Below are 21427 nucleotides of genomic sequence, written 5' to 3' on the forward strand. Positions count from 1 at the left end.
GGCACCGGAACCCGCCGGTAGAATCGGACGGTATGAGCGAAGTACCAGAGCACATGCACGCCGACGGCACCGCGGCCGGTCCCTACGAGCAGACCTACCACCGCGGTCCCATCATCATGCGCGGCAGCATGATTCCCGATGACAACACCACCGCGAACCTGCTCCAGCCCGACGACGGCACCGGCTGGCTGCACATGGACCCGTGGAGGGTCCTGCGCATCCAGGCGGAGTTCGTCGACGGGTTCGGCGCGCTCGCGGAGCTCGGGCCGGCGGTGGCCGTGTTCGGCTCCGCGCGGACCGCGCAGACCGAACCGGCATATGCCGCGGCCCAACGCATGGGCGAGGGGATCGTCCGTGCGGGCGCCGCGGTGATCACCGGGGGAGGCCCGGGCATCATGGAGGCGGCGAACAAGGGCGCCGCGCTCGCCGGCGGCAAATCCGTGGGGCTCGGCATCGAACTGCCCCATGAGCAGGGCATCAACGCCTACGTGAATCTCGGCATGAGTTTCCGCTACTTCTTCGTGCGCAAGCTCATGTTCGTGAAGTATTCGTCGGGCATCATCGTCTGCCCGGGAGGATTCGGCACGCTCGACGAGATGTTCGAGGTGCTCACCCTCGTGCAGACGCACAAGGTCGGGAACATGCCGGTCGTGCTGTACGACGCCGATTATTGGCGTGGACTGTTCGACTGGTTGGAGGGGCCCGTGGCCGGTCGGGGCATGATCTCCGGCATCGACCCACGTCTGGTGACCATCACCGACGATGTGGACGAGGCCGTGCGCGTCGCCACGTCGGCCGTCACCGCAGGCCGGAAAGCCTGAACGTCACGTCGCCGCGGCTTCGCGGCGTCACAGCTTCGCGGCGATGAGCAGACCCGTGCCGGTGGGCGTGAGCACCGTGCGGAACCGGTCGTCCGATTCGATTGTGTCGAGCATGGCGCGCATCGCCGTCGCCTTCTCGCTACGGTCGGCCGGGTCGAGTACGCCTCCGCCGTTCAGGCCGTCATCGAAGGCGAGCATGTCGGTGAACACGACGACTCCGTGCGCGCGCAGCAGACGCGGCGCCTGCTCGAACGAGGCCTCGTAGTTGTCCGCGTCGCCGGCGACGACGATCATGTCGTAGTCACCCGCGTTGAGACGGGGGAGAAACACGCCGGCCTGTGCGTTCACCGCGCGCAGCTTGGTCGCGGTGGAATCCTGCACGACGTCGAACGCCTTGCGGATCACGGCGATGCCCTTCGCGGAGGAGTCCACCGCGGTGAGCTGGCCTGCCCCGTCGAGCCCGCGCACCAGTTCCAACGTCTCCATCACCGATCCGGTGCCCACCACGATCACGGACCGCGCGCCCGTCAGACGCACCAGCATGGACAGCGCCTCGGCCTGGGCCGCGGAGCCCTGCGGCATGCCGGCCTTCTCTGTGGCGGCTCGAATCTGCGCCATCGCCGGGGTCTGCCGGGAAAGCGCGTGCTCCTCCACGAACTGCCACGCCCTGGCGAGGTTCGTGTATTGGGTCCTGTCCATGAGCAACGTCCTTTGATGAAATCGAGTGGAAAACTGTTCAGGTGCCGTTCGTCCGGTGCGGCAGGCGCCATCGTGGCCGCGTCTACGTCACGTCGCGTAGACGCCCCGCCGCCGAATTCGCGTCAGCGTTCGCGCACCTTGGCGACGATCTGCCACATCTCCTCGCCCACGTCGATGCCGCGCGGGCATTGGCGCGTGCAGGCGCGCACCGACTGGCATGCGGCCACGCCGTCCGCCGTGTCGATCGCGTCGAGACGGTCCATGGTGATCGTATCGCGTGAATCGTTGACGAACCGGCTCGCCCAGATCAGCGCCGCGGGACCGATGAACGCGTCGCCGCCGGCGAACACCGGGCAGGAGCCCTCGCACACGCCGCAGGCGATGCAGTTGCTCAGCTGCTCGTAGCGGGCGAGCTCATCCGGGTGCTGCAGGTATTCGAAGACGTCCACCTTGCCTTCATGCGTGGTGGCGAGCACCCCGTCGGCCTCGAGATACGGCTTGAGCTTGCGGATCTGGTCGAGCATCGGATCGATGTCGGCGATGAGGTCCCGTTCGACGGGGAATCCGGGCAGCGGGCCGAGCTCGATCACGCCGAGGCTGCCGTCGCATGCGGTATCGGGGGAGACTTCCGCCGACGCTTCCTCCTCGGTTCCGGCGTCGTCGCCGATGCGGCGGAACCCCTCGTCGTCGGTCCGCGGCAGGGAGCCCGACGGTTTCGCCCAATCCTTGAGGGTGGCGGTGCACAGCAGGTTCGGCGTGCCGTTGATGGCCACGGCGTCGGAGCCGCACATGCCGTGGCCGCACGAGTAGCGGAAGGCGAGCGTCGGGTCGACGGTGCGCTTGATGGTCAGGAGGCAGTCGAGCACCGTGTCTTCCGGACGTGCGGGAATCGTGTACTCCTGCACCCACTGTTTGCCGCGGGGGCGGCGGCGCGCGGGGGCGGCCGAGGAGCCGCCGAACGGCGAACTCTTGCGCGTCCGGGCGAACGGGCTGCCGCCGCGCGCGCGTTCGGCTCGTTCGGGACGCGGCGTGAAACGGTTCACCTTCAACGTCACCGTCGTCACGGTCGAATTCGTCATGCGCGCGCCTCCTGGATAAGTCCCAAAAACAACTCTACATTGTGACATAAGCCGTGGCCTGACAGGCCGTCTCCCGGCCGCTGTCTGCGCGGATTATTCACCATTCACGCAGACAGCGGCCGGATGGTCCGGACGCGCTCAGTATTCGCGCTTCCTGGGCGGCACGTCGACGATGTGCACCGGCTGCCATGCGACCCGTCCCGCCGCGTCCGTCATCGAGTGGGCGAGGTAGCGTTCGTCGTCGCGCCGCGGGAAATCGTTGCGCTTGAGCGAACCGCGGGACTCGTGGCGCGCGTCGGACGCCGCGAGCACGGCGCGCGCCAACGCGATGAGATGACGCACCTCCCAGATGGCGGTGATCTCCTGGTTGAACGCGGCGATCCCGTCGTGCGCGGCGAGCGCCGTGGCGCGTGGCGCGAGCTCGTCGTCGATGGCGTGCAACGCCGTCTCGAGGCTCGCGGCGTCGCAGCGCACGGCGGCGGCGCGCTCCATGACCGCGCCGAGCTCGGCCATGAGCCGGTAGGGATTGTCGTCCGCGGACCGCTCGGTTCCATCGGTGGCCTGCGGGGCCGGATCCGACGTGACGTCTCGGGGCGTGAGCAGCTCCTTGAGTTCGCGTTCGCGTTCGCCGGCGGCTGCGTCGACCGCCTGTGCGCGCGTCTCGTCCGCACCCCGCACGTCGGAATCGTCTCCGGCCATCGGATCGTCGACCGGCGCGGCGGCGATGCGCGCGGCCAGGGCGCGTCCGGCGCGCGTGCCGAACAGGCAGGCGTCGAGGAGGGAGTTGCCGCCGAGACGGTTCGCGCCGTGCACGGACACGCAGGAGCATTCGCCCGCCGCGTACAGGCCCTCGACCGGTTCGCGTGAGCCGTCGCGCGCCTCGCCGTTCCCGTCGCCGCCATGCCACCGGTAGACCTGGCCGTCGACGGTGATGGGGATGCCTCCCATCGTGTAATGCGCGGTCGGTTTGATCGGCACGGGGTCCTTCGCGGGGTCGATGTCCGCGTACTTCTCGATGGTCTCCACCACCTGGGGGAGGACCGCGCGCATGTGCGCGGGGTCGATGCCGGTCATGTCGAGCCAGACGCAGTCCTTCGGGCCGTCCGGGTCCTTCGGGTCGGCGACGCCGCGTCCGGCGTCGATCTCCGCCATGATCGAACGGGAGACCACGTCGCGCGCCGCGAGATCCGCATGACCGGGCGCGTAGCGTTCCATGAACGCCTCGCCGTCCGCGTTGCGCAGCACGCCGCCCTCGGCGCGCGCCGCCTCCGACAGGAGGATGCCCGTATGCGCGAGTCCCGTCGGATGGAACTGCACGAACTCCACGTCCTCCAACTGCAGGCCGGCGGCGAGCGCCAGCGCCATGCCGTCGCCCGTCAGGTCCCATGAATTCGACGTGGTGTGGAACAGGCGGCCCGCGCCGCCCGTGGCGAACAGCACGTTGCGCGCCTTCACCGCGTGGACGGTCCCCTTGTGCGTGTCGAACGCGACGATGCCGGCGGCCCGTGCGCCGTCGTGCGCCAGGACGAGGTCGGTCACGTACCATTCCTCGGCGAACGTGACGCCGGCGGCGACGCATTGCTGCCACAGCGCGTGCAGTATCTGGTGGCCGATGCGGTCCGCCGCATATGCGGCGCGCCTGACCGGGGCACCGCCGAATTCGCGCGTGTGGCCGCCGAAGCGGCGTTGCGCGATATGGCCGTCCTCGGTGCGTGAGAACGCGACGCCGCCGCGTTCGAGGTTGATGACCGTCTCCGGTGCGTATTCGGCGAGCAGTTTCGCCGCGTCCTGGTCGACCAGCCAGTCGCCGCCCTTGACGGTGTCGTAGTAGTGCCAATGCCAGTCGTCGGATTCGATGTTGCCGAGCGAGGCGGCGATGCCGCCCTCGGCGGATCCGGTGTGCGAGCGCAACGGCTGCAGCTTCGAGACCACCAGGATCTTCGGCGTGATGCCGTCTTCCTCCATCCGCTTGATTTCGGGGGAGCGGAGCAACCCCAGCGCCGCGGACAGGCCGGCCGCGCCCGCGCCGACGATCACCGCATCGTACATATCTTCCAACTGCTTCGGACTCATATCACACATTGTTCCATAGGGGAGGACTTCGCCCCTCGCCCCGTGGGAGGGAACGGGCATGGCCGGCATGGCCGGCATGGTCGGCGCGGGGCCGGGCCCGCCCGTGTGCCCGACGTCGGGGGTGCGGGCCGGTGTGATGTCAGGAGCGCTGACGAATGGTGGATAACCTCATCCGCGTCCACACCCTGTCCACAACACGCCCGGGGAAGGGGGCTCCGTCCACATTCGCCGTACGGGTTGCCGCCCCGCGCGACGGCGGCGCACAGTGGATGCATGGATACGACGACACCGATGACGGCCGCGCCGGAGGCCCTGACGTCCGGCATCCCTCCCGTCCCGCCGTCCGGCGACATCGCCGCACGTCTGGAGGACGGCGCACTCGCCGCACGTGCCCTCGGGGCCCTCGGCGAGGACTACGCCGCGTCATGGCTGACGGAACGCGGATGGTCGGTCATCGACCGCAACTGGCGTTCGCGTTACGGCGAGCTCGACATCGTGGCACTGGACCCGCGGCGGCGGATTGTGTTCGTGGAGGTCAAGACGCGTCGGAGCATGAAGCACGGGGCGCCGCAGGAGGCGGTCACGGCCGCCAAGCAGACAAACCTGCGCCGCGCGGGCGTGCAATGGCTGCTCGAGCCGTCCCACCGGCTCGCCCACGAGGGCGTACGTTTCGACGTGATCACCGTGGTCGTCAGGCGTGACGGCGGCCCGGCCGTCCACCATATTCCGGGAGCGTTCTGATGGCCATAGGGAACGCGTTGTCCGTCGGCCTGATCGGGTTGAAGGCGTTCGTCGTCACCATGCAGGCGTTCATCAGCCCCGGTCTGCCGTACTTCTCGATCATCGGACTGCCCGACGCTTCGCTGTCCGAGGCGCGCGAACGGGTGAAGTCGGCATGCCAGGCCACCGGGTTCCATTGGCCCGAGACCCGGGTGACGGTGAACCTCAGTCCGGCGAGCATGCCGAAACGCGGCTCGTCGCACGATCTGGCGATCGCCGCGGCCGTGCTCGGCGCCGCCGGCGCGATACCGCACGAGTGCCTCATCGGCACAATCGTCATGGGCGAGCTGAATCTCGACGGCACCGTGCTGCCGATCAACGGGGTGCTGCCGATCCTCCTGCACGCGCGCGAACGCGGCGTCAGACAGGTTGTCCTGCCGGCAGGCAACATGGACGAGGCCGCGCTCGTCGAAGACCTGGCCGCGGTGGGTGTACGCCATGTGGGCGAGCTCATCGAGCTCATGGGAGGCGAGGCAAGGTATCGTCTCGCCGACCCGGAGACGGGATTCGGTTCGGAGCCGGCGGGCGCGGGTGCCGAACCGTTCACGCCCCCGGCCTCAGGCGACATGTGCGAGGTCGTGGGCCAGGAACAGGCGAAATGGGCGTTGGAGGTGGCGGCGGCCGGCGGGCACCACATGATCATGGTCGGGCCTCCCGGCTCGGGCAAGACGATGCTCGCCTCGCGCTTCCCAGGCATCATGTGCCCGCTGACCGAATCCGAACAGCTGGAGGTGGCGTCGATACGCTCGCTGTGCGGCACATTGTCGTCGTACGGCATCAGCGCGGTGCCGCCGTACGAGGCGCCCCACCACACGTCGTCCACGGCCGCGCTGGTCGGCGGCGGCACCGGACTGGCCGAGCCCGGCGCCATCACCCGCGCCCACCGGGGAGTGCTGTTCATGGACGAGGCGCCGGAATTCTCCGCACGCGCGCTGCAGACGCTGAGGGAGCCCCTCGAATCCGGGTACGTGGCGTTGTCGAGATCCAAGGGCACCACCTACTATCCGGCGTCGTTCCAACTGCTCATGGCGGCGAACGGCTGCCCGTGCGGCATGAGCTACGGCACCGGCGAACGCTGCGTGTGCACGCACAAGGAACGGCAACGGTACTTCGGCAGACTGTCCGGCCCGATCCTGGATCGCATTGACATCCAGGTGGAGGTCCCGCCCGTGCCGCGTATCGCAGCGCACGACCCGGAGGCGCGCGGGGAATCCAGCGAAACAATCCGCCGGCGGGTGGCGCAGGCCAGACGGATCGCGGCCGAACGCTACCGCGCCCACGGCTGGACGTCGAACGCGCAGGCGTCGGGTTCGTGGATGCGTGCGAACATCTCCGCGCACGCGCTCGAACCCATCAACCGGGCGTTGGAATCGCAGCGTCTGAGTCTGAGGGGTGCGGACCGCGCCATGCGCCTGGCCTGGACCCTGGCTGACCTCGCGGGGCGCGGTTCGCCGAGCCGCGAGGAGACGCTGCAGGGCATCGCCCTGAGAACGAGGCTGATATGACCATCGGCGACGAAGACGATACGGCAGGACACGACCATGAACGACAATCATCCGAACGATGCGACGGCGGCCTCCCCGACGCCGCATGCCGGCACGGCGGCGCCTCCGGACCGGGAGACGCTGGCGCGTGCCGCGCTCACCTACTGCCTCGACGGTGCGGACGCGATCATGTACGCCACCGTCAAAGGCGTGGGGAACGGCGTGCGTACGCTGGAGCTCCTCATCGACTCCCGCCCCGGCAATGCCGGTCCGCAGGCGAAGGCCGCGGGAAGCGCACTCGACCGCATGTTCGCCATAGGCCTGGCGAGATGGGGCCGTAAGGTGAGCCCGCAAAGCATGAAGGCGTTCCACCGCGCGCTCGCCGGATGGCATGCGCGGTTGGAGACCCTGCCCACGTTCGCATGGGAGGGGCTCACCGACTGGTTCACCATGGACGGGCGGCAGTGGATCATCGGACCGACGAGCCCATACTGGCCAAGACAACTGCAGGACCTGTCCACGCGCAAGGACTGGGCCTCGCCCCTATGCCTGTGGGGCGTCGGCGACGTGCGCGCCCTGACCAGCTGCGACAAGCCCGTCGCCATCGTGGGGTCGCGCGGCGCCACCGACTACGGACGCACCGTGGCGCGGGAGACCGCGTTGCGGGTCGCCGCGGGCGGGCATCTGGTCGTATCCGGCGGCGCGCTCGGCACGGACGCCGCAGCCCATTGGGGCGCGCTCGCGGCCGCCGACACGGCCGAAGTGGCCGGCGGCGGCACGTCGGGCGTCGGCCGCACCGTGGCCGTGTTCGCGGGAGGGCTCAACCATATCGGCCCTTCATCGAACATGAGACTGTTCGACCGCATGGTCGAACAGGGAGGCGTGCTCATCAGCGAACTGTGCCCGGGCACGATCCCCGAGGCGCGGCGGTTCCTGCTGCGCAACCGGATCATCGCGGCGCTCGCCTCCACCGTGGTCGTCGCGCAGGCGAGGCTGCGCTCCGGGGCGCTCAGCACGGCGAACTGGGCGTGCGACCTCAACCGTGAGCTCATCGCCGTGCCGGGGTCGATCACCATGCCCCACAACGCCGGATGCAACCGGATCATCGCCGACCATCAGGCCATGCTGCTCACCTGCGTCGAGGAGATCGACGATCTCATCCACGCGGCGCACCGGCCGGACATCGGCCCGGCGTCGGCCGCGGCGGCGGACGTCGGAACCGAAGACGAGGGCGATGTGGAGGACGGTGAGAAGGACGGTACGGCGGGTGGCGCCGTGCTCACCGCCATACGTTCATGCCGGCGACGGCATGTTCCCGCGACCCGTGACGCGCTGCTGGAACGGCTGCGCGAGGACGAGCCGTCCTACGCCATGCCGAGGCTGACCGCCGAACTCGGCGGGCTCGAGGCCGCCGGCGTCATCCGGTGGGAACAGGGGGAGGCCAGGGAACAACGTGACGGCGGACGGGCGGACGGGTGAAGGCGCCGCGGCCGGGCGTTCACGCATGCCATTGGCACCGGTCGAGATCGACGCGCCATCCCGCGTCGCCGGCCGGCCGGGATGCGGGCGGAATGAACGTGACGCCTTCCTCCTCGAGCAGCGCCCGCTGCCGTTCAGGGCCGCCGAACGCGAACCCCGGCGCGAGCGAACCGTCACGGAACACCACGCGATGGCAGGGGATCGCGCCCGGTTCCGGATTGGCATGCAGCGCATAGCCGACCATGCGTGCGTTGCGCGGCGCCCCGGCCAACGCGGCCACCTGACCATACGTGGCGACCCGGCCGCGCGGAATCCCACGCACCACCGCATACACGCGCGTGTTGAACGACAGTCCATCCATGCGCACCAGTGTAGACGCCGTCATCATGCCGACCGGTGACGGCAATGTAATCCTTAAGTCTACATATCGTCCGTTTCCGGCGGCCGGCGGCCGATTGGCCGCCATACAATGGAACACGGATGCGCAGCGGCATCCATGCATGGACCGGAAGGGAGCGGACATGGGCGACGACACCAACACCGGCACGGGGGCCAGAGACGCGCGCGCACAGGCCAGACGACCCATCATCACCATCGGACTGCTCGACAACGACCGCTTCGCGCTTGCGTTCCTCGAACGCACCATCAGCGAACTCATGGGCGAGGCGCACGTCATCTGGACGACCACCTCCGGCAGGGACGCCGTCGCACGCTGCCTCGACACGAGCACTGCGCCCAACGTGCTCCTGACCGACATGAGCATGGACGAACTATCCGGGCCTGCCGTCTGCCGCGCCATCCGCGTGAAGAGCGCACGCGTCGCCATTCTCGCCGTCACCTCGTTCTCGCTCGCCGTCTATGCGCCCAAAGCCGCCGAAGCCGGCGCGCAAGGCATCGTGCCCAAAGCCGTCGAAGCGCCTCTCGTCGACGCGGTCCGCGCCGTGGCGGACGGCCGCGTATGGCGCGGCACCGGCTCGGGGGACGCCCCGTTCGAGACCGCCGCGGCCGCGCACGCGCGTCTCGCCGGCACGCGCGTCCCACGCCAGTTCCTCCTCTCCGACCGGGAGGCCGAGGCGATGAACCTGTGTTCGCGCGGACTCGACACCATGCAGATCGCCGCCGACATGCACGTGGGCGTTTCCACGGTGAAGACGCACCTGGCGCGCGCCATGCGCAAACTCGGCGCCGCCACGCGCGGTCAGGCCGTCGCCCTATGGAACGGCGCGGTGGAGGGCGAACGGTGAACGCGGAGGCGACCCGGCGCACGGGCGTCGCACGATGGCTGCGCGCGCGTTGGCCCCGCATCGCCATCGCCGCGTTCGCGCTCGCCGCCACCCTCATCGAATGGGCGGCAATCCCGCCCGTCTACCCGCTCAACGCGCTATTCTCGGGAATCTCCGTCGTCGCCATCATCCTCACGCCGGCATTGCCACGCGCCGCCTCGTGGACCATCATCGCCACCGTCGTCGCACGGCTGTTCGTCCTCGACCTGTCCGGACCGAACCCGCTGTGGGCCGCATACCTCGCGCTCGCCATCATCGGCTACGACAGCGCCATCCCGGTCTCGATCACCGCGCTGCTGACCGTCATTCTCGCCGAATGCGTGCCCGTCGCGATGAACAGGTTCAATGCGCTGTCCGCGACATGGATCGGCATGGTCAACTACATCGGCATGTTCACGCTCGCCGCCGTCGCCGGCATGTCGTTCCGGTGGCGCAGACAACGCGACGAGATGCGCGAACACGCGATGATGCTGGAACGCCGCCAATGGCGGACCGTGACGCTGCGGCGCAACACGCGTCTCGCCTCGCGCATCCACGACTCGGCCAGCGGGGGCCTGTCGTACATCGCCCTGACCGCGCAGCGCCGGCTCCGGCGCCTTCCCGAAGGGGACGGGGACGACGGCGAGCGACGCGACTGGGAGTTCGTCAACACCCAGGCGCTCGCCGTGCTCGACGAGATCCACCATGTCATCGACCTGCTGGAGGAGCCGGGCGTCGACCGGTCCGTCGGATCCGGCGATGTCGGATTCGGCGATGCGGCGGAGCCCGTCACGCCGCCGGAATCCGCGGCCGCCGCTGCCGCCGTGACGATACGGCGGGCGGCGGAGGACGGCAGGGAGCGTCTGGAACGCCTCGGACTGGACGGCTCGTTCGGCGTGCGCGGCGAGCCGCCCGCCGACTGCGCCGAAGCCTCGGTGCGGGAGGCCGCGGCCCTCCTTGGGGAGGTCGCGGCGAACATCGGCAGGCATCTTACCCCGGCGACGGGCGCATACTACTGCGCGGTGACGATGGGCGACGATGCCATCGAGATCATGGAGACCAACCCGTTGAGCGCACCGCAGGAGGCGCGAACCCCCGGCGTCGGCGTCCCCGCGCATGGCAGCGGATTGGCGATGCACCGCCGGATCATCGACGGCCTCGGCGGCGAGCTCAACACCAGCGCCGAAGACGGCGACTGGGTGCTGTACGCGCGCATCCCCACGCGGCCGGGGAACACCGCCTCGAGCGCCGGACCGGTGCCGCAACGGCAATCCGCACGACGCGGCGGCGGGAGCACGCCATGAGCGCCGCCGCGCGCCGACGGGTCTGCACCGTCACCGCATGTCTGCTGACGGCGCTCGCGCTTGGCGGTCTTGTCTGGGTGGCGCCGCTGCCCGAACCATGGCGTGACGTGCCCTCCGACGCGGCGGACGGCACCAGCCGCCCGTTGCCGTCCGGCAGCAGGCACCCCGCATTCACCGGCCCCCGCAAATACGAGCTGCTTGACGCATGGAACAACATGCACACCGAGTCGGGCCGCAAGGCGCTGGAGGACGGCATGGTGACCGACGGCGAACTGTCCGAGGCGCATACGGTCTACAACGAATGCCTGTCCGTATACGGGCTGCAGTCGCGTCCGGTCGACGGCGGCGAGGGCGAGACGGTCGTGACGGTCCGTGGATCGATGGATGAGCGGGAACGTGACGGCGTGATCCGGCAATGCGGCGCCGAATCCGATTACACGACGCTGCGAGGCGTGGCGTCACAGGGAGACAGCCACCCTTCGTCCCGCGTCGAGATGCGTCATCCGTGACGCGGCGCGACGCGGGCGGATGGCCGTCATGCATCATGCGACATGTGTCCGTTGGTCATGCGCGCGGGTCCGCGAGACACTGGGTGAAGACGTCGGCGCTGTGCTCGTCGTAGTATCGGCCTCCCGGTTCGGTGAACTGGCGGCTGAACGCGTAGTTCTCGTCGCCGCTCGCATTGGTTTCGGGGATGTCCTCGAAGGTGAACCCGTCGCCGACCGCGCCTTTGCGTTTGAGGCAGTCCGCCAGGTCCCGGCGGGCCTCCTCGTCGCTGCGGTTGCGCAACGACCCGTCCGGATCGGCGTTCATGGCGTTGTACAACGCCGTGATCCAGTGGGAGCCGGAGTCCGACCTGCATGCGATGTCGGCCTCGTTGTAGCGCGTCCGTTCGTCGTCGGTCAGTTCGCCCGACATCTGGCTGCTGCCGTCCGGCATGACGTAGTCGAGCGTGAAGCCGGAGTCCGCCATGCATGACTGGTACCTGCTCATGGTCTCGGTGGCCTCCGCTTCGGTGATGCGCCCGTCGCGCAGCACCTCCTGCGCGAACGTGTTGCCCCGGTCGCGCGCATCGTCGTATTCGCGCTCGAAGTCCTCGGCCCAAGGCCCGGAGAACGCGGGTTCCGCGGAAGAGGATCCCGTGCCGGTGCCGAACGGTCCGGTGCAGCCCGACGGCAACGGCAGCAACGCGGCAATCAGCGCGACGGCGCATGCGCGCATCGCGGCCGTGGGAATGATCATGCGCCGCATCGTCGTCCTCCTTCGACGTATCGTGCGGGCGTCCTCGCCCGAACGTGGTTCCAGAGTATGCCGAACGGCCTCATCCCTGCGAGCGCGGCCGTCATCCCGCCGACTACACGGAGACGACGGTGCGTGCGGGAATCCGGCCTAAGCTGGATTGCGACAGGGAAGTCCGCAATGATCGGCGGTGATGAGGATGAACGGGAACGCATACGGAGCCATCCGGCGGATGCTCGCGGCGGTCGTGTCGCTGCCGTTGTGCCTGACGGTCGCGGCGTGCTCGGTGCCGGGCGCCGGAGACGCCGCGGACGGCGACGGGAGGCAGGCCTCATCCGTGGCGGCCGTCTGCAAGGCACCCGACTTCCAAGGCCCGTACGCGGACGCGTTCCGGCGTGGCTGGGAACAGGCCGGGAGCGAGCTGGCCAAACGGATTCTGGAGGACTGCCGGATCACCGACGCGGAGCTGACGGAGGTCTTCGACGCGCAGAACACGTGTCTGGCGCCCTACGGGCTGGCCGTGTCCAAAGGGCAGCTCTCCCAAGTGCGCGGGGACGTGCTGGGCGCGGACGAGATGAACGACCGGAATACCGAATGCGCTGGGAAAACCGACTTGTGGATCGTCGAATCCCTGTACGACGACATCCACGACAACCCGGACAACCTCGACGCCGATGCGCTGAAACGGGCGGAATACGAATGCCTCAGACGGCAGGATCTGTTGCCCGAGCCCATCACCGAACAGGAGTATCTCGACATGGGGCCTGCCGGAGGGCTGAACGAGGAGGAGAACGTCGAACGCACCCGCGTGTGGAACGATTTCTTCCGCATCTACATGGAACGCGATGAAAACGGCGCCCCGAATCCCGACTACGACGCCGCCAAGGCGGAGCGGTTCTGGCAATGCCAGGCCGACCCGCTCAACCAGCGGTAGACGCACGCCACCCATACGGTTCCGGGCCGCCGCGGCACAAGCCGCGCGACCACTCGGCGACCTCCATCACGAAAGGAGACCATCATGAAGGGAGAAACGACGACGATCCGGCGGCGTCTGCGCCGTGCGGCCGCCGTATTCGCACTCGCCGCCTCGGTGTGCGCGGTGTCCGTCGGCTGCGGGCGGGCGCCGGACGGGGGCGGCGGTGCCGGAACGGCCGGGGCGGGCGGCGAACCGGCCTTCTCCGGGCCATACGCCGCCGAATTCAGGAAGGCGTACGAGGAGGCGCCCACCGATCTGGCCAGGAACATCCTCAAGGACGGCAGGATCACCGAAGCCGAGATCCAGGAGGTCTACGACGACTACAACACCTGTCTCGAACCGTACGGCCTCCAAGCCACGTGGTCGGCGGAGCAGGGCGAGGCGATGGGACGGTACCGTGGCTCGATGTCCGACGACGAGGAGCTCAAGGTCATGGACGAATGCCATGCCAAGACGGGCGCGGGCGACATCTCCAGCCTGTACGCGGCCACGAACGCGAACCCCGACAACGTCGACCAGGCTGCCATGGAGCGCAGCGTCTACCAGTGCTATGCCAAGCACGGGCTGCTGCCGCGCCCCATCGGCGAAGACGAATACATGAGCACCATGAGCACCGTGGGGCTGACCGACGAAAGCCGGTTCGAGGAGAATCTCAGACGCTGGCACGAGTTCTTCAGCCCATACATGAGCGAGACCTTCGACGGCGCTCCCAATCCGGACTACAAGTACGACATGAACTCGTCCCAGGGCAGGCAGTTCTGGTCGTGCGGCCAGGATCCGCTGCACCAGTAGGAGACGACGAAACGGACCGGTCGCACGATGGGGTGGGGCCGGTCCATCGCAGTCATCCCGTCAGGCCCGCTTCACCAAGCCGGTGAGCTCGCCGAGGTCGAGCTCGAAGCTCACGCCGCGTTCCTCGAAGTTCGGCTGGTGGCGGGTGCTCTCCATCGCGTGGCGCACGAACTCGCCGGCGATCCGCGCCGACTCGGCCAGACCCCGGCCGGCCAGCACGGCGCCGCACAGGGCGGAGGCGAACGCGTCGCCGGTGCCGTGGATCATGTACGGCAGCTTGTCGTGCGCGAGCTCGATCTTGCCCGCCGCGCCGGTTTCGGCGCTGGCAACGTAGTTGACGATCCTGCCGTCGCCGCGGTCGATGCCCTTGAGCACGACGTTCTTCGCGCCGAGGCGCAGCAGCGCGTCGAGCAGGTCGGTGACGGCCGCGTCGTCGAGGTCCTGGCCGGGGTAGTCGCGCCCGGTGAGGATCGACGCCTCGGTCAGGTTCGGCATGAGCACGTCCGCGCCGTCCGCCAGCGCGCCCATCGCCTCGCACAGTTCGGGCGTGTACGTCGGGTACATCTGGCCGGCGTCGCCCATCACCGGGTCGACGAGACGCAGCGCCTTCGGGTATTCGCGGTACAGGCGCTGGATGAGCGCCACCTGCTCGGCCGAGCCGAGGAATCCGGAGTACACGCCGTCGAGATCCACGTTCTCCTGACGCCACGCGTCGAGATACCCGGAGAGGATGTCGGTCGTGTCGTGGAAGGTGAACACCTTGTAGCGCGTGTGCGCGGAGAACAGCGCCGTCGGCACCGGGCACACGTCGCAGCCCGCGGCGGACAGGATCGGAATCGCCGCGGTCAGCGAGCACTTGCCGTAGCCGCACATGTCGTGCACGGCGGCCACGCGCGGGATGTACAGGGGGTCGCGGTCATACAGGGTGACGTCGGTCATGGTCCATTCGCTCCAATCTTCGGGACTTCCCGGCGCGGCGGCGCGCGGACGCGCCCACGCCGGGAGACAACAGTGACGAGCGTAGTCCGGTCCGCGGGACCGGCGTCGCGCACGCCCGTCATTCCGTTCGCATGCCGAGACGACACCGGCGCATCATGCCCCGCCGCGCGTCCCGACGGCACGGCGTTCTTCTGCGTGTCGCACGTTTTCCACGGCCCGATGACGCGAATCCTACATGCCCTCACGCCAATGATGCCAACGGCTGATAAGCCCCTATAGACAACCCCGATAACGTCGGGCTTGCGCCGCGCATGCCCCGCGCCGTACCTTCATAACCAACACCTCACCAACCGCCGACCACCAAGGAGCACACATCATGGCCGAGAACACCAAGAACTACCGCTTCGAGACGCTGCAGCTGCACGTGGGACAGGAGCAGGCCGACCCGGCCACCGACTCCCGCGCGGTGCCGATCTACGCGACCACCAGCTACGTCTTCCACAACTTCGACCACGCCGAGGCGCGCTTCGGCCTCGCCGACCCGGGCAACATCTACGGCCGTCTGACCAACTCCACGCAGGGCGTGTTCGAGGACCGCATCGCCGCCCTCGAAGGCGGCACCGCGGGCATCGCGGTCGCCTCCGGCGCAGCGGCCGTCGAGTACGCGGTGCGCAACATCACCCAGTCCGGCGACCACATCGTCTCCTCCAAGAACATCTACGGCGGCACCTTCAACCTGCTCAAGCACACGCTGCCGCGCGACGGCATCACCACCACCTTCGTCGACCCGGAGGTCCCGCAGAACTTCGAGGACGCCATCCAGGAGAACACCAAGCTCGTCTACTTCGAGACCTTCGGCAACCCGAACGCCGACCTGCCGGACTTCGAGGCCATCTCCGCAATCGCCCACAAGCATCATCTGCCGGTCGTCGTGGACAACACGTTCGCCACCCCGTACCTGTTCCGTCCGCTCGAGCACGGCGCCGACGTGGTGGTCGAATCCGCGACCAAGTTCATCGGCGGCCACGGCACCACGCTGGGCGGCGTGGTCGTCGAGGGCGGCAAGTTCAACTGGGCCGAGGTGCCGGGCAAGTTCCCGACCCTCACCGAGCCGGATCCCTCCTACCATGGCCTCAACTTCTACGAGGCGCTGGGCGGGGCCGCGTTCGTGACCCGCATCCGCGCCATCCTGCTGCGCGACACCGGCGCCACCCTGTCCCCGTTCGCCGCGTTTCTGCTGCTGCAGGGCACCGAGACCCTGTCCCTGCGCGTCGAGCGTCACGTCGAGAACGCGCTCAAGGTCGTCGAGTACCTGCAGACCGTGCCCGAGGTCGAGTCCGTCTCCCACCCGAGCATCGAGGGCCGCCGCGACCACGAGCTGTACAAGAAGTACTTCCCGAACGGCGCCGGCTCCATCTTCACGTTCGACATCAAGGGCGGCAAGGACGCGGCGCGCGTCTTCATCGACAACCTGCACCTGTTCTCCCTGCTCGCCAACGTGGCCGACGTGAAGAGCCTCGTCATCCACCCGGCCTCCACCACGCACTCCCAGGAGACGCTGGAGGAGCTCGAGGATCAGGGCATCCACCAGGGCACCATCCGCCTGTCCATCGGCACTGAGAACATCGAGGACATCCTCGACGACCTGAAGGGCGGCTTCGAGGCCGTCCGCGCCTCCGGCCTCGCCAAGTGAGTCGAAGGGTCCTCTCCCGTCGAAGGGGCGCGGCCGCGGGTCATGACGCGGCCGTGTGACGGGAAGCGGATCCGAAGAAGGGGAGGGCTCACGGGCGCAAGTCCCGGAAAATGGGGCGGCGCACGACGGTTCCACGTCGTGCGCCGCCCCTTTCGTGTTACGGCGGCCGTATCGTCATCCCGGCGTCGAACGGCCTGCATCATCCCCGAGGATGATGGCCGCCGCCGCCAATCACCCCGGCGCACGATGGGGCGCGCCGGACGGAACCCATACCGTAGGAACCATACGCCGGGCATCGGGCCCGGCCGCATGTATGGGAGACGATATGGAAGGCAACGCACCCGTCATCCGGGCGGTCGATCTGGTCAAGGACTACGGCGAGGGGGAGAGCGTCGTGCATGCGTTGCGCGACGTGAACGTGAGCTTCGACAGGGGGCGGTTCACCGCGATCATGGGACCGTCCGGCTCCGGCAAATCCACATTGATGCACACGCTCGCCGGCCTCGACTCGGCCACCTCCGGCCGCATCCTGTTCGACGGCGCCGACCTGACGCGTATGAACGACAAGCAGCTCACCCTGCTGCGCCGCGACCGCATCGGGTTCATCTTCCAAAGCTTCAACCTGCTGCCCATGTTCAGCGCGAAACAGAACATCCTCATGCCGTTGACCCTCGCCGGCCGCAAGGCGGACATGCGCTGGTTCGACCTGCTCGTCGACACCCTGGGTCTGCGCGCCCGCCTCGACCACCGGCCGGCCGAACTGTCCGGAGGCCAGCGGCAGCGCGTCGCCATCGCCCGCGCGCTCATCGCCAAGCCGAAGCTCGTGTTCGCCGACGAACCGACCGGCAACCTCGACTCCGTGTCCAGCGCCGAGGTGCTCGGCTTCCTGCGCCGTTCGGTGGACGAGCTCGGCGCGACGATCATCATGGTCACGCACGATGCGGTCGCCGCCTCCTACGCCGACCGGGCCATCGTGTTCGCGGACGGGCGCATCGTGGCCGACGAGGCGCATCCCACCGCCGAACGCATGAACCAGCTGCTCATGGCCGAACGCGAACAGGCCACGCGCGCCGCCGCAGGCGTGGCCTCCGGCACGTCCGCAGGCCCGCTCGCACGTCTCGCCGGAGTGGATGATCCCGGTGCGAGGACCGGTGCCGGTGCCGTGGGAGCGCACGCCGCGCGGCCCGGCGCGCATCGTGCCCCGGCCCCTGCCCGCCACGCACGCTGAGACCGGTTCGGACGCAAGGAGATCGAAAAAGATGTTCCGCATCACCCTCAACCTCATGCGCAAGAACGCGTGCATGCTCATCCCCGCCGGCATCGCCGTCATCATCGGCACCGCGTTCATCGCCGCCACGCTCCTGTTCGGCAACGCGATGAACGACACCCTCAAACGCATGACCACCGCCCAGTACGGCGGCGCGAACTACTCCATCGGCTTCGACACGGCCATCACGGACATGAGCGACGCGGACACGGACTACCTGTATTCGCGCACCGTGGCCGACTTTCAGCCCGACCGGATCCGCGCCACTGAAGGCGTCAACGGCGTGCGTTTCGAGGCGCGCGCCGAAGCCCGCGCCACGCACGGCGACCATCACGCCAACATGTTCGCCGTCACCACCGCCGCGGAGCGCAGCCTGCTGCCCGTCACCGTCGTCCAGGGCGACCAGCCGGTCGACAACGGCGAAATCGCATTGCAGGAGTCCACGGCGAAACAGCTCGGCGCCGGCATCGGCGACACCATCACGCTGACGGCGAACGCCGCCGCGCCCGCCGCTTCGGCGACGGACGGCGCCTCCGGCGGAACGGAGCCGCGGGACGTGACGGCGCGCGTCGTGGGCCTCACCCGCGACGACGACGGCGCCTACCCGTACTACGGCGGCGCGTCCCTGCTCTCCGACGACCTCATGGCCGCTCTGAACGGCGCATCCGAATTCGGGCGGGTGCGCGTCGTCTCCGCCTACCTCGACATCGCCGCCGACGATCCCGCCGCCGCGAAGACGACCGTGGACGAGGTCGGCCGGCTCCTGCCGAAACGATTCACCGTCCAATCACGCGACAAGGCGGCCGAAGACGCCGTGAAAAGCCTGAGTGGCGGAGACACGGACATCATCACCACGTTCCTCATGAGTTTCGGCGTGCTCGCCCTGCTCGTCGCCGCGCTCGTCATCTCCAACACGTTCCAGGTGCTCGTCGCGCAACGCCGGCGCACGCTCGCCCTGCTGCGCGCCATCGGCGCACGCAAGGGACAGCTGTACGCCTCCGTGCTGCTCGAGGCGGGCGTGCTCGGGCTCGTCGCCTCCGCGCTGGGCGTGGGCCTCGGCATCGCGCTCATGGCCGCGCTGGGAGCCTCCGGACTGATGTCGTCCAACGGCATGGACATCCGGCCCGTCCCCGATTGGCGCGTGTTCGTCGTGCCGATCGCGTTCGGCGTGATTATAACGGTCATCGCCTCGCTCTCCTCCGCGCACACCGCCACCGCCGTGACGCCCCTGGAGGCGCTGCGGCCCATGGAACTCGCCGGCACGCGCCGTGCGGGCCTCGTGCGCGGCATCCTGTCCGCGCTGATGGTCGTCGCCGGTGCGGCGATGTGCGCGACCGGCGCGTGGCGGATGCACACGCTCGTGGCCAGCGGCGCCGACGACGGATACTCGGCCGTCCTGCTCGTCGCCGTCGCCGGATGCGCGCTCGTCTTCCTCGGCCTCGTCGTCTCCGCCGTATACTGGCTGCCCCAGGCGCTGCGCGGCGCGGGGGCGATCGCCTCCCTGACCGGTCCGAGCGCAAAGGTCGCGCACGCCAACATCCAGAAGAATCCGAGACGCGTCGCCGCCACCGGCGCGGCCCTCCTCATCGGCGTCACCCTCGTCGCCACGATCGCCACCGGCGCCGCCAGCGGCAAGGCGACGATGGGGGAGGCGCTCGCCGCCCGCTACAGCGTCGACATGGTCGCCGCTGGCAACGGCATGACCGACGCGCAGGCCGCGGCCGCCGCCAAGGTGAAGGGCGTGGCCGCCTCCGTGGTCGCGCCCGCCACCGTCATGACCACGAAAGCGGACGGCGACGCGCTCACCGTGCTCGTCGTCGGCGTGAAGGACGCGGACGTGCTGCGCACGGTCATACACGCCGACCTCGACGGCGTCACCCTCGGCGACGGCGACGTCCTCATGCCCGCGCGTTCCGCGACCAGCGGCAAGGACCTCACGTTCCATGACGGACGCGCCGAACTCGCGCCGGTCGACGCCGGAGCGGCCGCCGCCGGCGAACATGCCCTGACGCTCAAGGTCAGGCAGGCCGACTACCGGCGCGTCTCGGCCGAATACGACGCCGTCGCCTTCGTGGACGCCTCGCGGTTCGCCGACGGCGGGCTCAAGGCCACCAACCACATGATGCTCATGCGCGTCGACGCCGACCGGGCGGGCGTCAGCCTGAACGACGTGCTCACGAACGTGCAGTCCGCGTTCGCGGACTCGGCCGGCGTCACCGTGACCGGCCCCATCGCTGAACGCGCCCTATGGGACACGACGATCAACGCGATGATGACGCTGCTCGTCGGGCTCATCGCCGTGGCCGTGCTCATCGCGCTCGTCGGCGTGGCCAACACGCTGTCGCTGTCCGTCATCGAACGCACGCGCGAATCGGCCACCCTGCGCGCCATCGGCATGACGCGAGGCCAACTGCGCCGGTCGCTCGCCGTCGAGGCGCTGCTGCTCGCGCTCGTCTCCGGCGTGGCCGGTGTGGCGCTCGGCACCGTGTTCGGCTGGCTCGGCTCCTACATGGTGTTCAGCCTGTACGGCACCGTGGTCTTCCCGTTCGACTGGACGGTCAACGGCGCGACGCTCGCCGTCGCAGTGGTCGCGGCGCTGCTCGCCTCAGTCGCGCCGGCGAGACGCGCGGTGATGACGCCTCCGGTTGAGGCGCTGGCCGAGGCCTAAGCCATACGACGTGATCGCGTGTCACGGTAAAAGGGCGGGATTCCGTGAGGAACCCCGCCCTTTTACCATGCGGACGGTGGGTGTCACACCAGCCCGTTCTCATAGGCGAACACGACGGCCTGCACGCGGTCGCGCGCGTTGATCTTCGCGAGGATATGCGCCACATGCGTCTTCACCGTCGGCACTGAGACGAATAGCGCATCCGCGATCTCCTGATTGCTGAGCCCGCGCGCGATCTCGACGAGCACCTCGCGCTCACGGTCGGTGAGCAGGGCGAGTTCCGGATCGGTGTATGCCGGGGAGTGGTGGGCGCCGACCGCCGTGGGGCGGCCGATCACGGCATCGCCGCCGTCCGCCGCGTTTGATTGTTCGGCGGCACCCGCGTACCCGTCCCGCATCATCTTCTCGATGAGTCGTTTCGTCGCCGAGGGCGCGATGACCGCGTCGCCTCGGAACACGGTGCGGATCGCGCCGAGCAGCGTCTCCGGCTCCGTGTCCTTCAACAGGAAGCCGGAGGCGCCGGCGCCGATCGCGGCCATCACGTATTCGTCCAGATCGAACGTCGTGAGGATGATCACCCTCACCGGACGCCCAGCCCCATCGCCGGCGGTCCCGCCGTCCGCGGCGAGCGCGGTGATGCGACGGGTCGACTCGATGCCGTCCATGCCGGGCATGCGCACGTCCATGAGCACCACGTCCGGCCTCGTCTCGGCGGCGACGCGCACGGCATCCTGCCCGTCGGCCGCCTGCCCGACCACCTCCATGTCCGGCTGGGAGCCGATCACCATGGCGAAGCCGGCACGCACCAGCTCCTGATCGTCCGCAATGGCCACGCGGATCGCATTGTTCTCACTCATGCATCCCACTGTAAC

The 21427-nt window shown here is 69.0% G+C and carries 19 protein-coding genes; 12 read left to right on the forward strand and 7 right to left on the reverse strand.

Features of this window, described 5'->3' with window-relative positions; translation table 11 throughout:
- Positions 1–32 precede the first annotated feature (32 nt).
- Positions 33–821 (forward strand): LOG family protein, encoded by a 789-nt coding sequence (locus tag BFAL_RS01185; RefSeq protein WP_055426627.1) that lies wholly within the window; start codon positions 33–35, stop codon positions 819–821.
- A gap of 27 nt (positions 822–848) precedes the next feature.
- Here BFAL_RS01185 and BFAL_RS01190 read toward each other — a convergent pair whose 3' ends face one another.
- The 3 genes from BFAL_RS01190 to BFAL_RS01200 all read right to left on the reverse strand — a co-directional run bounded on the left by BFAL_RS01190 (position 849) and on the right by BFAL_RS01200 (position 4672).
- The gene (locus BFAL_RS01190; protein WP_055426628.1) at positions 849–1520 is read right to left on the reverse strand and encodes an O-methyltransferase; all 672 of its coding nucleotides are present in this window, start codon (positions 1518–1520) and stop codon (positions 849–851) included.
- 122 nt (positions 1521–1642) lie between these two features.
- Positions 1643–2599 (reverse strand): succinate dehydrogenase/fumarate reductase iron-sulfur subunit, encoded by a 957-nt coding sequence (locus BFAL_RS01195; RefSeq protein WP_055426629.1) that lies wholly within the window; start codon positions 2597–2599, stop codon positions 1643–1645.
- Between the two features lie 138 nt (positions 2600–2737).
- Positions 2738–4672, reverse strand: a complete 1935-nt coding sequence (locus tag BFAL_RS01200) for an FAD-binding protein (protein ID WP_055426630.1) — start codon at positions 4670–4672, stop codon at positions 2738–2740.
- Between the two features lie 291 nt (positions 4673–4963).
- On the opposite strand from BFAL_RS01200, the gene BFAL_RS01205 reads away from it, so the two are divergent.
- The 3 genes from BFAL_RS01205 to BFAL_RS01215 are packed head-to-tail and all read left to right on the forward strand — an operon-like array spanning position 4964 to position 8415.
- Entirely contained in the window at positions 4964–5413 is a 450-nt protein-coding gene (locus tag BFAL_RS01205) for a YraN family protein (RefSeq protein WP_055426631.1), read from the forward strand.
- Positions 5413–6957 carry a YifB family Mg chelatase-like AAA ATPase gene (locus tag BFAL_RS01210; protein ID WP_055426632.1) on the forward strand — a complete coding sequence of 515 codons (1545 nt, stop codon included), beginning with the start codon at positions 5413–5415 and terminating at the stop codon, positions 6955–6957. Before BFAL_RS01205 ends, BFAL_RS01210 begins: the two co-directional genes overlap by 1 nt.
- 36 nt (positions 6958–6993) lie before the next feature.
- On the forward strand, positions 6994–8415 hold the full coding sequence (locus BFAL_RS01215; RefSeq protein ID WP_082440242.1) for a DNA-processing protein DprA: 1422 nt from the start codon (positions 6994–6996) through the stop codon (positions 8413–8415).
- A 19-nt stretch (positions 8416–8434) separates the two neighbouring features.
- On the opposite strand, the gene BFAL_RS01220 is transcribed toward BFAL_RS01215, so the two are convergent.
- Positions 8435–8776 (reverse strand): MGMT family protein, encoded by a 342-nt coding sequence (locus tag BFAL_RS01220; RefSeq protein ID WP_055426654.1) that lies wholly within the window; start codon positions 8774–8776, stop codon positions 8435–8437.
- A gap of 160 nt (positions 8777–8936) precedes the next feature.
- On the opposite strand from BFAL_RS01220, the gene BFAL_RS01225 reads away from it, so the two are divergent.
- Genes BFAL_RS01225 through BFAL_RS01235 form a run of 3 tightly spaced genes read left to right on the forward strand, consistent with a single transcriptional unit; the run spans position 8937 to position 11490 of the window.
- Entirely contained in the window at positions 8937–9659 is a 723-nt protein-coding gene (locus BFAL_RS01225) for a response regulator transcription factor (RefSeq protein WP_055426633.1), read from the forward strand.
- Entirely contained in the window at positions 9656–10981 is a 1326-nt protein-coding gene (locus tag BFAL_RS01230; protein WP_055426634.1) for a hypothetical protein, read from the forward strand. The genes BFAL_RS01225 and BFAL_RS01230 overlap by 4 nt, the downstream gene beginning before the upstream one ends.
- The gene (locus BFAL_RS01235) at positions 10978–11490 is read left to right on the forward strand and encodes a hypothetical protein (RefSeq protein ID WP_055426635.1); all 513 of its coding nucleotides are present in this window, start codon (positions 10978–10980) and stop codon (positions 11488–11490) included. The genes BFAL_RS01230 and BFAL_RS01235 overlap by 4 nt, the downstream gene beginning before the upstream one ends.
- A gap of 55 nt (positions 11491–11545) precedes the next feature.
- Here the strand turns inward: BFAL_RS01235 and BFAL_RS01240 are convergent, their stop codons facing one another.
- A complete protein-coding gene (locus tag BFAL_RS01240) occupies positions 11546–12232 on the reverse strand; it encodes a hypothetical protein (RefSeq protein ID WP_055426636.1) in 687 nt (228 codons plus the stop codon).
- 181 nt (positions 12233–12413) lie between these two features.
- Between BFAL_RS01240 and BFAL_RS01245 the strand changes: the two genes are divergently transcribed.
- A complete protein-coding gene (locus tag BFAL_RS01245; protein ID WP_055426637.1) occupies positions 12414–13154 on the forward strand; it encodes a hypothetical protein in 741 nt (246 codons plus the stop codon).
- Between the two features lie 84 nt (positions 13155–13238).
- Complete coding sequence (locus BFAL_RS11190; RefSeq protein ID WP_055426638.1) at positions 13239–13988, forward strand: hypothetical protein; 750 nt, start codon at positions 13239–13241, stop codon at positions 13986–13988.
- Positions 13989–14048: 60 nt separating this feature from the next.
- Here the strand turns inward: BFAL_RS11190 and BFAL_RS01255 are convergent, their stop codons facing one another.
- Positions 14049–14927 (reverse strand): bifunctional hydroxymethylpyrimidine kinase/phosphomethylpyrimidine kinase, encoded by an 879-nt coding sequence (locus BFAL_RS01255; RefSeq protein ID WP_055426639.1) that lies wholly within the window; start codon positions 14925–14927, stop codon positions 14049–14051.
- 376 nt (positions 14928–15303) lie between these two features.
- Between BFAL_RS01255 and BFAL_RS01260 the strand changes: the two genes are divergently transcribed.
- The 3 genes from BFAL_RS01260 (at position 15304) to BFAL_RS01270 (ending at position 20555) form a co-directional block, all read left to right on the forward strand.
- Entirely contained in the window at positions 15304–16620 is a 1317-nt protein-coding gene (locus BFAL_RS01260; protein ID WP_055426640.1) for an O-acetylhomoserine aminocarboxypropyltransferase/cysteine synthase family protein, read from the forward strand.
- A gap of 313 nt (positions 16621–16933) precedes the next feature.
- Positions 16934–17848, forward strand: a complete 915-nt coding sequence (locus BFAL_RS01265) for an ABC transporter ATP-binding protein (RefSeq protein WP_082440244.1) — start codon at positions 16934–16936, stop codon at positions 17846–17848.
- Positions 17849–17879: 31 nt separating this feature from the next.
- Positions 17880–20555 (forward strand): FtsX-like permease family protein, encoded by a 2676-nt coding sequence (locus tag BFAL_RS01270; RefSeq protein ID WP_055426655.1) that lies wholly within the window; start codon positions 17880–17882, stop codon positions 20553–20555.
- 83 nt (positions 20556–20638) lie between these two features.
- On the opposite strand, the gene BFAL_RS01275 is transcribed toward BFAL_RS01270, so the two are convergent.
- Positions 20639–21412 carry a response regulator gene (locus tag BFAL_RS01275; protein ID WP_055426641.1) on the reverse strand — a complete coding sequence of 258 codons (774 nt, stop codon included), beginning with the start codon at positions 21410–21412 and terminating at the stop codon, positions 20639–20641.
- Positions 21413–21427: the final 15 nt, after the last annotated feature.

It is taken from the genome of Bifidobacterium aesculapii, assembly GCF_001417815.1.
GTDB lineage: Bacteria > Actinomycetota > Actinomycetes > Actinomycetales > Bifidobacteriaceae > Bifidobacterium > Bifidobacterium aesculapii.